Raw genomic sequence first — 12015 nt, forward strand, 5'->3', positions numbered from 1 at the left:
GGGAGTCAGGGTGCGGGGTGGTCGAGCACGGTGAAGCCGCCGGGGGCGGCGGCGATGCCGCGGGTGCGGCCGTCGGTGACGGCGCCCTCGGCGCGCACGGACCGGCCGTCCCGGTGTGCGGCGAGCGCGCGTTCGTAGTCGGCGTCGGCGGGGAGCCGGACCGGGACGGTGCGGCGGCGTCCGACGGGGGTGCCGTCCAGCTCGAGCACGCCGCGCACCCGGATGAGCCTGCGCTCGCCCTCCTCGTCGTCGACGAGGCCGGTGACCGGGCCCGCGACGACGGCGGTCGCGGATTCGGCGAGGGTAGCGGCGGCGTGGATGCGGGCCCCCGCGCCGGCCGGGAAGGTGAGCGCCTCGTGCGGCCGCGGGTTCAGCGGCGACCAGCGGAAGGTCAGCTCGAAGGCGCCCGCGCGGCCGGCTCCGGCGAGGTCGGCGACGGCGAGGCAGATCGGCTCCGGCACGCCGTCCGGCGCACTGCCGGAGTCGGCAGCCTTCCGCACCGCGGCGCAGGTGCGCAGCAGCCGGAGGACGGTGCGGCGGCCGCCGTCGTCGGCGGGGAGTGCCAGGTCGACGCCGAACACCTCGTCGCCGGGCGCGATCCGGGCCCGGTCGAGCAGCTCGGCGCCGTCGGCGCCGAGCGTCTCCTGCGCCGCGTGCGCGAGCAGGTCGTGCACCGCCTGGACCGCGCGCAGCCCGGCAGGCACCGATTCGGTGCTCGCCGCGCCGCGGTAGCCGATCACGTCGAAGCGGACCCGGCCGAGGTCGCGCCAGACAGCGGCGGGCGTCCGGCGCTCGGCGTCGGCGACACAGCGGGTGAGTTCCCTGAGCCGGGCGGCGGTGTCGGGCAGCTCGGCGGGCGGGACGAGGACATCGAATTCGTCCCGGCTCCAGACCTCGGCCCCGCGCCAGTTCCCGGTGCAGGTCCAGCCGGTGGCGCGCAGGTAGCCGGTGATATCGCCGATCGGCGGGGGCCGCACCGGCTACTCCGCCGGGGCGACGGGGCCGCCGGTGACCAGGCCGCGGAGGCTCTCCGCGGTCAGCACATTGCTCAGCGGGATCCGGACCCGGACGTTCCCCCTCGTGTCGGTGGCGGCGCGCGGAGGCTCGTCACCCAGCGGCAGGTAGTAGCCGATATTCCGGAGCAGCAGCCCGGCGCTGAGCACGGCGGCGTACTCGCCCGCCCGCTTCGGCACGTGCACGACGAACAGGTACCGGGGCACGATCGACCCGGCCCCGGCCAGCCGGTCGTACTGCGCCGCGCTCAGCCCGTCGAAGGCGAGCACCCCGTTCCGGATCAGCGGCTTTCGCACCGTCTTGACCTGCACATCGATCCGTGGCGAGAACCCGAGCGGACTACGCCCCGGCAGCTTCAGACACAGATCGACCCCGTCCAGATCCACATCGTCCTGCGCCCACAGCAACCCCGCCGCGGAGGCGAGCACGCGCACGTAGTCCGCGCCGAACTTGCCCTGCTGATTGTTCCGGTCGATCCCCCGTGCGCGGCTGGTGGCGAGCACCGGCATCCCCTCCCGACGTTCCGTCGAAAGACGGTAGCGATGCCCGGCCCGCCGCGGTGTCGGTCGAAAAGGGGACAGCTAGGCGACGAAACCCTCCAGCGCGGCGAACAGCTCCTGCTCGCGCTGCCCGTCGTAGGAGTCGGGGGACGACCGGGTCTCCCGATCTCGATCGATGTATCCGCCGGTCACAGCGGTGACCCGGCCGAGCAGCACCGCCGCGAGCCGGGCTCCCGCGGTGGTCGGGTCGGTGGCGAGCGGGGTGCGGGCGAGCGCGGGGAGCACCCGGCGGGCAACGAGGCGTTCGATGGCCCCGGCATTGCGGGCCAGCCCGGTGCCGGGGACGAAACCGGGGTGGTAGGAGACGATGTCGGCGCCGGCGGGCATACGGCGGCGCCGCGCCGGGGTTAGGTTGGGCGGGTGGCAACCCAGGAGCTTCCCCGGCTGGCCTCGGCCCCCGGCCGGTGGATCCTGCTCGCGACCGTGCTCGGCTCGTCGGTGGCCTCGCTGGACGCGACGGTCGTCAATATCGCGCTGCCGCGGATCGGCGAATCGCTGCACACCGACGTCGCCGGGCTGCAGTGGACGCTGAACGGCTACACGCTGACGCTGGCCTCGTTCATCCTGCTCGGCGGCTCGCTCGGGGACCGGCTCGGGCGCCGCAGGGTATTCCTCTGGGGCGCGGTGGGGTTCGGTGTCACCTCGGTGCTCTGCGGCGCCGCCACCAGTATCGAGATGCTGGTGGCGGCGCGGATCCTGCAGGGTGTGGCCGGCGCCATGCTGACGCCGGGCAGCCTGGCGATCATCGCGGCCTCGCTGGACCGGCGCGATCAGGGCGCGGCGATCGGGCTGTGGTCGGGGTTCGGCGGGGTGGCGGGGGCGCTCGGGCCGTTCCTCGGCGGCTGGCTCATCGACCTGGCGGGGTGGCGCTCGCTCTTCTTCCTGAACGTGCCGCTCACCCTGATCGTGGTGCTGGTGGCGAGCAGGCACGTGCCGGAGAGCCGCGACCCGGACGCCCCGGCCCGGCTGGACCTACCCGGCGCCTTCGTGATCGCGCTCGCGCTCGGCGCGCTGACCTTCGGGCTCATCGACACCGCGCCGCTGCTGCTGGTCGCGGGGGTGGCGCTGCTGGCGGCGTTCGTGGTGCTCGAGCTGCGCAGCGACCACCCGCTGGTGCCGCCGCGGCTCTTCGCCTCCCGGGTGTTCACCGCGGCCAACCTGGTGACGCTCGCGGTCTACGCCGCGCTCGGCGGCGTCTTCTTCCTGCTGGTGCTGCAGCTGCAGCTGGTGGCCGGGTACTCGCCGCTCTTCGCCGGCGCGGCCACGGTGCCGATCACGCTGATCATGCTGGTGCTCTCGGCGCCCGCCGGGCGCTGGGCGCAGCGCAACGGGGCGCGGCTGCCCATGACGGCGGGGCCGCTGCTCGCGGCGGCCGGGCTGCTGCTGCTCACGCGGATCGGGCCGGAGAGCCCATACCTGCGCGATGTGCTGCCCGGCGTGCTGATCTTCGGGCTCGGGCTGGCCGCGCTGGTCGCGCCGCTCACCGGGGCGGTGCTCGGTGCGGTGCCCGCGGGTGAGGCCGGCATCGCCTCCGGGGTGAACAACGCGGTGGCCCGCACCGCGCAGCTGCTCGCGGTGGCGGCGCTGCCCGGGCTGGCCGGGCTCTCCCACGCGCTGGACGATCCGGCCGCCTTCGACCGGGGTTTCGCCCGGGCCATGCTGATCTGCGCCGGGCTGCTGGTCACCGGCTCGGTGCTGGCCGCCGTCCTGCTCCGCCCCCGGCGCACCGCGAACCTCGACGGCGTCGACTGCATGCCGCAGTGCGCGGCCGCCACCGGCCCTGCGTTGGCGCCGGCCCGGAGCGGCGAGGATCGGCCCGGGTAGGCCGGACGCCGCCGGAGCCCGTCGGAGCCGACGTCCGCGTTCCCGGTCGGTTATCGGGAGCGCATGTGCGGGGACGGCGGGAAGGTGACCGGGAGCGCCGCCAGCGCCCGGTGGAAGGGCCCGGGGCGGCGCTGCAGCTCCGCCTCGGGCACCGCGAGCTCGAGATCCGGCAGTGCGTCGAGCAGCTGGTCGATGGCCTCCTGCACGACCAGGTAGGCGACCGACTTGGCCGGGCAGGCGTGCGGGCCGCCGCCCCAGGCCAGGTGCGAGCGGTTGCCGGTGTGGTCGGCGGCGCGGATCCGCGGGTCGTTGTTGGCGCCGGAGAGGCTGATCAGCACCGGCTGGTGCGCGGGCAGCCAGGTGTTGTCGATCAGGATCGGCTGGCGCGGGTACGAGGTGCAGAAGTTCGCCATCGGCGGGTCGTCGAAGAGCACCTCGTCCAGCGCGTCCCTGGTGGAGAGCGCGCCACCGAGCATGTTCCCGCCGAAACGGTCGTCGGTCACCATGAGCAGCAGGGTGTTCGCGATCAGGTTCTGCTGCGGCTCGATGCCCGCGCCGTAGAAGCTGATCAGGTTGCTCAGCATCTCGGTGTCGTCCAGCCCGGCCGGGTGGTGCGCGAGCCGGGAGGTGACGTCGTCGCCCGGCTCCCGGCGGCGCAGCGCGATCAGCTCCAGCAGCGCGGTGCTCAGCATCTCCAGGCCGCGCGCCGCCTCGACGGTGTCGAAGAGCATGGCCATGCCCCGCGCGACCCGCGCGCCGAGCTCGGCCGAGCAGCCGACCATCCGGTTCAGCACCTCGAAAACCAGCGGAAAGGCGTACTGCGCGATGAGATCCGCGGAACCGGCGGTGCAGAACTGATTGATCAGCGGGACCGCGATCTGCTCCACGGTGGCGTGCAGCGCGTGCAGGTCGATGCCGTCGATGGCGGCGGTGTAGGCCTGCCGGTAGCGCAGGTGCGCCTGGCCGCTGTTGCGCAGCGCGTTCGGGCGCCACTCCAGCATCGGCTTGACCGGGGAGTCCGGCGGAATGCTTTCCTGCCAGGCGCGCGGGTCGGCCGGGAAGTGCTCCGGGTCGTTCAGGATCCGCACCGCGGTCTGGTAGCCGAGCACCAGCGTCGCGGGCACGCCGGGCGCCAGCTCGATCGGCGCCATCGATCCGTACTTGTCGCGCATGGCGCGGTAGGCGCCGTGCGGGTCGGCCGCGAATTCCGCGGTGTGCAGCGGGATGCGGGGGCCGTCGGTCTCGACGGGCGAACCGTGCGCAACCGGGCAGCCACCGGTCGGCGCGGCGGACAGCGTGGACGGGGCGGATCGGGGGGTATTCACAGACGCGGCTCCAAGCAGGGGTACAGGACGACGCCAGGGGTGGCCGGTGCGGAGTCCGGCCGCGCCCGCGGAGCCGTCGGCGCGCGCACACGACCGACCGACCCCACGCTTCCCCCAGCCTTTTCGCACCACTCACCCGGGAGACCCGGGCGTGAATCCGGTGACGTGGCCGCGAAAGCGGGCTTCGTCACGATGGACCCGCTTACGGTAACAGCGGGCGGATTCGAGCGCACTGGTCGGTATTCCCCGGCTCACCATGCGCTACCTGTGCTGCGTCAGCTCGCCGACCGCGCCGAGGAAGTCGTCGATATCGGCCTCCCGGTGCGCGAACGAGGTGACCAGCCGGACGACGCCCGGCTCCCAGCGGTCGGCGTAGAAGGCATAGCCGCGCTCGCGCAGCCCGGCGGTGAGCTCGGCGGGGAAGTGGCAGAAGAGGATATTGGCGCCGAGCTCGCCCGCGACCCGCACGCCGGGCGCCCCCGCCAGCCCGGCGCGCAGCCGCTCGGCCATGGCATTGGCGTGCGCGGCGCTGCGCAGCCAGAGATCGTCGGCGAGGTAGGCGCCGAGCTGCGCGGTCTGGAATCGCATCTTGGCGGTGAGCTGGCCGCCGCGCTTGTGCCGGAAGGCCAGCTCGGTGGCGAGCGCGGGGTCGAAGCAGACGATGGCGTCGGCGGTCATGGTGCCGTTCTTGGTGGCGCCGAAGGAGAGCACGTCGACGCCGCTGCGCCAGGTCAGCTCGGCGGGGGTGGCGCCGAGCGCGGCGAGCGCGTTGGCGAAGCGGGCGCCGTCCAGGTGCACACGCAGCCCGGCGTCGCGCGCGATGCCTGCCAGCTCTCGCACTTCGGCGACGGTGTAGACGCTGCCGGTCTCGGTGGCCTGCGTGAGGCTGAGCACCGAGGGCTGCACGCTGTGCACGTCGCCGCGCTTGCGCCCGGCCGCGGCCCGCAGCGCCGCCGGGTCGATCTTCGAGTGCGCCCCGCCGACCGGAACGATCTTCGCGCCACCGGTGAAGAACTCCGGCGCGCCCGCCTCGTCGTTGTCGATGTGCGCGTCCGGGTGCGCCAGGATGCTGCCCCACGGCGGGGTGAGCGCTGCCAGCGCGATACCGTTCGCGGCCGAGCCGGAGCTGACCGGGAACACCGCCACCTCCCGCTCGAACAGCTCGCCGAAGCGCCGGTACACCGCCTGCGAGAGCGGGTCGTTGCCGTACGGGACGGCGGGCCCGGCCGCGGCGGCGGCCACCGCGGCGAGCACCTCCGGCGCCGCACCGGCGGCATTGTCGCTGAGGTAGCCACGCAGGAGCTGCTCGGAGCCGGTCATCGGAGCCTTTCGCCGACGCTGTGCGGTTGCCGCTTCGATCCTCGTGCATCCGGACGGCGGACGCTCATCCGAGGGAGGTGGTCGGGACGCACCGGCTGAGCGGCCACGCACGCGCGGCCTGCCGTGCGTGGCACGCCGAGGACACGCCCGGCGACCGGCGGCTGCGGGCCGAGGCCGCGCCGCCCTGGTTGGGTTGGCAGCCGACACGCAGCAGGGGATCGCGAAGGGGGTAGAACATGCACGCCGCCGGAGAACGGGCGCATCGGCTGGAGCTGCGCGTGGATACGCCGGTCCGCGAGTACGGCGCCGCCGGGGGCGTCGACGAGCAGCTCAGGGCGGAGCTCGCCGCGCACCTCGGCGCGGAGCTCGCCGCCCCGGCGCCCGAGGCCGCGCTGGTCTGGCTGCGCGCCGAGGACGCGCCGCCGATCGACCTGCGTGAGGTAGCCGCGGCATTGCCGCCGTACGCGCCGATCTGGGCGCTCACCCCGAAACCCGGCTACCGGGGCCATGTTCCGGCGGGCGCGCTCGTCGAGACCGCCGACCGGTACGAACTGGTGATCACCGACCACACGGGGATCAGCGAGGGCTGGACCGCCACCTGCATGCGGCGCCCGCGTGCAGCCGCGGGATCGTGACGGGCCCGGGTGCTCCTGGCGGGTAATCGGGGCGCAGCTGTCGTCGGCGCGAGCATCGCGCCGGGCAACTCGCTCGCCCCGAACTCCGACCGCTACTGGATGACGGCGCAGCCCTCGCCCGCGGAGATGCTGCAGGCGAGCTGCGAGAGCAGCCGCAGCAGGGCGTCGATGGGGTTGGTCGGGACGGCGATGAGAGCGAGCACGGCGATTCCTTACGAACGATGGACGACTGTCACCCTGTGCACCGGTGCGCGACGGGCCCGCGTTACTCGCCGCGCTGCCCCGAAAAGCGTGGTCGGCAGGTGACACCGGCCGTCGTCAGTGTCCGGACGGGAGCGCGGCCAGGTAGTGCTCCCGCTTGCCCGGCTGGATGTTCGCGCGCCCGGCGTCGCCGCCGTAGTGCGCGAGCACCCGGTGGTCCATGACCCGGCGCCAGAGCGGGGGCAGCGCGGCGAGCACGATCATGCCCGCGTACCCCGCCGGGAGCTGCGGGGCGATCTCGGTGCTGCGCAGCGTCTGGTAGCGGCGGCCGGGATTGGCGTGGTGGTCGCTGTGCCGCTGCAGGTGGAACAGGAAGATATTGGTGACCAGGTGGTCGCTGTTCCAGCTGTCGCGGGGCGAGCATCGGGCCCAGCGGCCGTCCGGGCGGCGCTCCCGCAGCAGGCCGTAGTGCTCGACGTAGTTCACCGTCTCCAGCAGCCCGGCGCCGATCGCCGCCTGGAGCAGCAGCCATGGCGTGATCTCCCAGCCGAAGAGCGCGATCAGCGCACCGAAGAGCGCCAGCGTCATGGCCCATGCCTGCAGGATGTGGTTGCGCGGGCTCCACCACCCCGACCCGGTGCGCGCCAGCCGCTCCCGCTCCAGCCGCAGCGCCGAGCGGAACCCGCCCGCCACCGAGCGCGGCAGGAAGGCGTAGAGCGACTCCCCGAGCCGGGCGCTCGCCGGATCGTCGGGCGTGGCGACCCGCACGTGGTGCCCGCGGTTGTGCTCGACGAAGAAGTGGCCGTACCCGGATTGCGCGAGCGCGATCTTGGCCAGCCACCGCTCCAGGTGCTCGACGCGGTGCCCGAGCTCGTGCGCCGCATTGATGCCGATGCCGGAGACCAGCCCGAGCGTGGTCGCCAGTCCGACCTTGTCCCAGGTGCCCAGCTCGGAGCCGCCCCACATGGCGCAGGCGAGCAGCAGCCCGGTCAGCTGGACCGGCAGGAACAGGTAGGTGCACCAGCGGTAGTAGCGGTCGGCGGAGAGCAGCTCGTAGTCCTCGTCGCGCGGGTTCGAGCCGTCCGCGCCGATCAGCAGGTCGAGCAGCGGGATGGCGGCCAGCACGATCACCGGGCCGATCCACCAGAACACCGGCATCCCGGTGCGGTACACCAGCTGCGAGGGCAGCAGCGCGGAGGCGGGGGCGATCAGTCCGAGCAGCCACAGGTGCCGTTTCGGGTCGTAGCCCCGCTCGCTCGCCCACATCGTTCCGGTACCTCGCACTCGACCGCGGCTGCCGAGTCCGACCTCCTCGCAACCGTCGTGCCAGGTACATCGCGCGCGTCCGCAGCAATGTTTCGGCAACGACACGCCGACGATCGGGTCGCAGCGGGGTATCGGTGCCCGAACCTCAGGGATCGGCGCGCGCGGTCGCGACGACGGCGGCGTGCAGGTACCACCAGTCCCGCGGCTCGGTGGGGTTCAGCCCGGTGAGCTCACCGACCCGGCGCAGCCGGTAGTCGAGGGTGTTGGGGTGCACGTACAGCCGCTGCGCCGCGAGCTGCCGGTGCCGGTCCGCCGCGATGTAGACGCGCAGAGTGTGCAGCAGCTCGGGGTGCTCGGTCAGCGGGGCGAGCTGGGTGCGCAGCAGGTCGCGGCCGATGCCGGGGCGGGTGAGCTGGTACTCCAGCGCGAGTTCGTCGAAGCGGTGCACGCCCGGCTGCAGCCCGAGCTGCTCGACGGTGTCCAGGAGTTCGTGCGCCTGCCTGGCGGCGGTGGCGACGCTCTCCGGCGGCGCGCTGAAGACGGTGGCGGTCAGCGGGACCAGGGCCGCCGCTGCCAGTTCCCGCACCAGGTCGTCGATCTCGGCCTCGGTGCAGCGGTCCTCGGGCACGAGCACGGTCCCGCCGTCCACCGAGAGCAGCGAGAGCGCGTGCTCGCCGAACCGCCCGGCCAGCGCGGACTGCAGCCTGCGCAGTTTGCGCCGCGCCACCACCGCCCGGTCCAGGTCGGGCCGGTGCTCGTCCGAGTGCGCGGGGACGGCGAGCGCGAGCACGAAGTACCCGGGCGCAGGCGCGATCCCGGATTCCCGCGCCATGGCCGAGCCGCCGTGCCCGCCGAGCAGCGCCGAGGTCAGGGTGTGCACGGAGGTCTGGTGCCCGTCGGCGGCGCCGCGCAGCTCCCGGATGTAGGCCTTGCTGACGGTGCAGCTGATCAGGTCGAGCAGCTCCACCACCGCCGTGGTGCCGGTGGTGATGTCGAACCCCGACGCCGGGTCGGGGAAGAGCGCGTCCAGCCCCGCGCGGACACCGTGGTGCACGCCGCGCAGCACGGTGTCGATGGGGACGCCGTCGCGCGCCCACTCGGCCGCGGCCGGCTCCAGCCGCTCGATCCGGCCGTCGGGGGCACGGCCCAGCTCGAGCCGCTGCACGAGCCAGCCGAGGCAGCCGCGTACCACCGCGGTGAGGTCGGCGCCCGCGGGCGCGTTCGGCGCGCCCGCGCAGGCGATGCCGGAGCGCGCCAGCCGCGCGGTCAGGTCGCGCGACAGCCGGTGCATCTCCGGCCGGGCGGGCGATATCGGGGAATTGCCTGGTCCGGAGCCGGGCCGGACGCTGCTCTCGGCCATCACGGGTGACCTCCTCGTGTGGAAACCGCCGCGTCGCCGCGTGTCCTCGACGAATACGGCGTTATCGAACGGTAATAGCCGCCCTCGCTCGCTTACCACTCCGTTTTTCCCGGGCGCGGCCGACGGGGCGTGACCTGAGGAAACGAGGTGAAAAGGGGGAAGGGTGCGAGGAAGGAACCCGTTCCGGCACCCCGGTGCTCACTTTTCCGCGGCCGAGAACAGCGCTCTCCGCGCGTATTCGAGCTTCCTGTGGCTGGCCACCGCATTTTCCGGGCGAACTTCGTGAGCATTCCAGTTCCGGCGCCGACCGGGGCTTTCGGGCCCGGGTCCCGCCGTAGCGTCAGCTCGCAGTCGCGGTCGGCGACGTTATCGAGAGAACGATGTGGTTCTCGCAGAAAGGCTCGGTATGAAACGACGGGTGATCGGCTCGGCCGTCATGATGATGGCCGCGATCGTGGCGGTGGGGTTCACCGGGATAGCGCAGGCGGAGCCGGTTTCGGCGGATGAGCAGGCGCTGGCCGATTACATCGCGGCGGGTCGCACGGTGGCGGATTCGGGGAGTTCGTCGGGCTCGGCGTGCGATTCCGGCAGCGGCGCCGGGTCGGGGAACGGCTCGGGTGACTGCTACGGCGGGTCCGGGTCCAGCTCCGGTTTGTCCGGCGGGTATGCCAGTGACACGGTGGGTTTCGGCCCGGAGCAGTCGTCGTGGGTGGCGGCGTTCGGGTACGGGCTCGGCAACCCCGACGTCGCCCCGCCGGGAACCAACGACTGGAACTGCAAGCCGACCGCGGAGCACCCCAAGCCGGTGGTGCTGGTGCACGGGACGTGGATGAACGCCTACAACGGCTTCGCCTACATGTCCAAGCCGATCACCGACGCCGGGTTCTGCACGTTCACCTTCAACTACGGCCGGTCCAACCTGCTCCAGGGCGGCGGCCTCGGCACGGTGCTGCCCGGGACGATGGGGACCGGCTACATTCAGGATTCGGCCAAGCAGCTGGCGACCTTCGTGGATCGGGTACTGGCCGCGACCGGGTCGGACGAGGTCGATCTGGTGGCCCATTCCCAGGGCGGGCCGATGGCGAGCTGGTACACCAAGTTCGAGGGCGGCGCGGCCAAGGTCGACAAGCTGGTCACCTTCGGCGCGACCCACCACGGAACGAGCTTGCTCGGGATCGGCGCGCTGGGCCGGGCGATCAACAACCTCGGGATCGACATCCTCGGGTTCATCGAGATCTTCGTCGGCCACGCCGGCATCCAGCAGACCGTCGGCTCGGACTTCGTGAACCGGCTCAATGCCGGCGGTGACACCGTGGCCGGGGTGGACTACACCGTGGTCGGCACCCGCTACGACGAGATCACCAACCCCTACGACCTGACCTTCCTGCAGGCAGGGCCGGACGCGACGGTCCGCAACATCACCCTGCAGGACGGCTGCGAGGAGGACGTTTCCGACCACCTGACGATCATGTACTCCCCACGGGCCCTGTCGATCACGCTGAACGCGCTGGATCCGCAGGCGCACCCGAACCTGGTGTGCACCTTCAACCCGTGGCTGATCGGCGGTGGCGGCAAGCTCTGACCCGCCGGAGACGACGAAGGAGCCCGTGGCCACGGGCTCCTTCGTCGGGCGTCAGGCCACGGCGGGCTCGGACAATGCCTGCTCGCGCAGCTTCGCCAGCACCCGGGTGAGGATCCGCGACACCTGCATCTGCGAGATGCCGAGCCGCTTGGCGATCTCCGACTGGGTGAGGTTGTCGCCGAAGCGCCACATCAGCACCTGGCGGTCGCGCTCGGGCAGCGCGGCAAGCAGCGGGCCGACGGTGATGGCGTCCTCCAGCAGGTTGTAGCCGGGGTCGGGGGCGGCGAAGGCGTCCAGCGCCGAGGAGGTGCCGGAGTCCTCGTCGCCGCCGCGCGGCTGCTCGATGGGCTCGGCGGCGTAGCCGTTGCGGGCGATCAGCGCCTGGGTGACCTCGACCAGATCGACGTCGAGGTGCGCGGCGATCTCGCGCGCGGTCGGCATCCGGTGCAGCCGGTGCGAGAGCACCTCGATGGCCGGGGCCAGCCGCTGCTGCAGCTCCTTGGTGGCGCGCGGAACCCGGACCGCCCAGGTGCGGTCGCGGAAGTGCCTGCGCACCTCGCCCATGATGGTCGGCACCGCGAACCCGACGAACGAGGCGCCCACCGTGACGTCGAAGCGGTCCACGGCCTGTACCAGCCCGACCATCGCGACCTGCACCAGGTCGTCCGCGTTCTCGCCGCGGCCCGCGAACTTCATCGCGATGTGCTCGGCCAGCGGCAGCGCCGCGGTGATGATGTCCTCGCGCAGCCGTGCCCTGGCCGGATCGGCCTGGTCCAGCGCCGCTAGTTCGGTGAAGCGGGGCTCGAGGTTCTCGTAGCCGCCGCCTTTGCCGGCACGGCGGGCGACATCGCGGTAGGCGGTCATCGTCGTCGAGTTCATCGGGTACCTCTTCCGGCCTGACAGGGCGAACGCACGTCCTAGCTGGTAC

Annotated in this window: 11 protein-coding genes; 3 read left to right on the forward strand and 8 right to left on the reverse strand. The window is 72.9% G+C overall.

Annotated elements, in window-relative coordinates:
- Positions 1–5 precede the first annotated feature (5 nt).
- The 3 genes from NH2_RS15985 to NH2_RS15995 form a co-directional block, all read right to left on the reverse strand.
- The gene (locus NH2_RS15985; RefSeq protein ID WP_067654322.1) at positions 6–977 is read right to left on the reverse strand and encodes a hypothetical protein; all 972 of its coding nucleotides are present in this window, start codon (positions 975–977) and stop codon (positions 6–8) included.
- Positions 978–980: 3 nt separating this feature from the next.
- Complete coding sequence (locus NH2_RS15990) at positions 981–1517, reverse strand: DUF4365 domain-containing protein (RefSeq protein WP_245650601.1); 537 nt, start codon at positions 1515–1517, stop codon at positions 981–983.
- 78 nt (positions 1518–1595) lie between these two features.
- Positions 1596–1901: a Rossmann-fold NAD(P)-binding domain-containing protein gene (locus tag NH2_RS15995; RefSeq protein ID WP_067654326.1), complete on the reverse strand. Its 306-nt coding sequence runs from the start codon at positions 1899–1901 to the stop codon at positions 1596–1598.
- Positions 1902–1934: 33 nt separating this feature from the next.
- On the opposite strand from NH2_RS15995, the gene NH2_RS16000 reads away from it, so the two are divergent.
- Positions 1935–3398: an MFS transporter gene (locus tag NH2_RS16000; protein WP_067654328.1), complete on the forward strand. Its 1464-nt coding sequence runs from the start codon at positions 1935–1937 to the stop codon at positions 3396–3398.
- Positions 3399–3448: 50 nt separating this feature from the next.
- Here NH2_RS16000 and NH2_RS16005 read toward each other — a convergent pair whose 3' ends face one another.
- Positions 3449–4723, reverse strand: a complete 1275-nt coding sequence (locus tag NH2_RS16005; protein ID WP_245650602.1) for a cytochrome P450 — start codon at positions 4721–4723, stop codon at positions 3449–3451.
- A gap of 261 nt (positions 4724–4984) precedes the next feature.
- A complete protein-coding gene (locus NH2_RS16010) occupies positions 4985–6043 on the reverse strand; it encodes a threonine aldolase family protein (protein WP_067654330.1) in 1059 nt (352 codons plus the stop codon).
- Between the two features lie 236 nt (positions 6044–6279).
- Here NH2_RS16010 and NH2_RS16015 point away from each other — a divergent pair, with 236 nt between their 5' ends.
- Positions 6280–6678, forward strand: a complete 399-nt coding sequence (locus NH2_RS16015; RefSeq protein WP_067654332.1) for a DUF3052 family protein — start codon at positions 6280–6282, stop codon at positions 6676–6678.
- Between the two features lie 318 nt (positions 6679–6996).
- On the opposite strand, the gene NH2_RS16020 is transcribed toward NH2_RS16015, so the two are convergent.
- Both NH2_RS16020 and NH2_RS16025 read right to left on the reverse strand, forming a co-directional pair.
- Positions 6997–8145, reverse strand: coding sequence for an alkane 1-monooxygenase (locus NH2_RS16020; RefSeq protein WP_067654334.1), 1149 nt, complete (start codon positions 8143–8145; stop codon positions 6997–6999).
- A gap of 145 nt (positions 8146–8290) precedes the next feature.
- On the reverse strand, positions 8291–9505 hold the full coding sequence (locus NH2_RS16025) for a PucR family transcriptional regulator (RefSeq protein ID WP_067654336.1): 1215 nt from the start codon (positions 9503–9505) through the stop codon (positions 8291–8293).
- A gap of 406 nt (positions 9506–9911) precedes the next feature.
- Between NH2_RS16025 and NH2_RS16030 the strand changes: the two genes are divergently transcribed.
- Positions 9912–11087: an esterase/lipase family protein gene (locus NH2_RS16030; protein WP_245650603.1), complete on the forward strand. Its 1176-nt coding sequence runs from the start codon at positions 9912–9914 to the stop codon at positions 11085–11087.
- A gap of 51 nt (positions 11088–11138) precedes the next feature.
- Here NH2_RS16030 and NH2_RS16035 read toward each other — a convergent pair whose 3' ends face one another.
- Entirely contained in the window at positions 11139–11966 is an 828-nt protein-coding gene (locus NH2_RS16035; protein ID WP_084505589.1) for a SigB/SigF/SigG family RNA polymerase sigma factor, read from the reverse strand.
- Positions 11967–12015 lie beyond the last annotated feature (49 nt).

Source organism: Nocardia harenae NBRC 108248, from assembly GCF_001612885.1.
GTDB lineage: Bacteria > Actinomycetota > Actinomycetes > Mycobacteriales > Mycobacteriaceae > Nocardia > Nocardia harenae.

What these genes read in the sequence shown, in the direction of transcription:
- NH2_RS15995 (WP_067654326.1), bottom strand. Translation starts at nt 1,901, where the DNA reads ATGCCCGCCGGCGCCGACATCGTCTCCTACCACCCCGGTTTCGTCCCC.
- NH2_RS16010 (WP_067654330.1), bottom strand. Translation starts at nt 6,043, where the DNA reads ATGACCGGCTCCGAGCAGCTCCTGCGTGGCTACCTCAGCGACAATGCC.
- NH2_RS16015 (WP_067654332.1), top strand. Translation starts at nt 6,280, where the DNA reads ATGCACGCCGCCGGAGAACGGGCGCATCGGCTGGAGCTGCGCGTGGAT.
- NH2_RS16020 (WP_067654334.1), bottom strand. Translation starts at nt 8,145, where the DNA reads ATGTGGGCGAGCGAGCGGGGCTACGACCCGAAACGGCACCTGTGGCTG.
- NH2_RS16025 (WP_067654336.1), bottom strand. Translation starts at nt 9,505, where the DNA reads ATGGCCGAGAGCAGCGTCCGGCCCGGCTCCGGACCAGGCAATTCCCCG.
- NH2_RS16030 (WP_245650603.1), top strand. Translation starts at nt 9,912, where the DNA reads ATGAAACGACGGGTGATCGGCTCGGCCGTCATGATGATGGCCGCGATC.
- NH2_RS16035 (WP_084505589.1), bottom strand. Translation starts at nt 11,966, where the DNA reads ATGAACTCGACGACGATGACCGCCTACCGCGATGTCGCCCGCCGTGCC.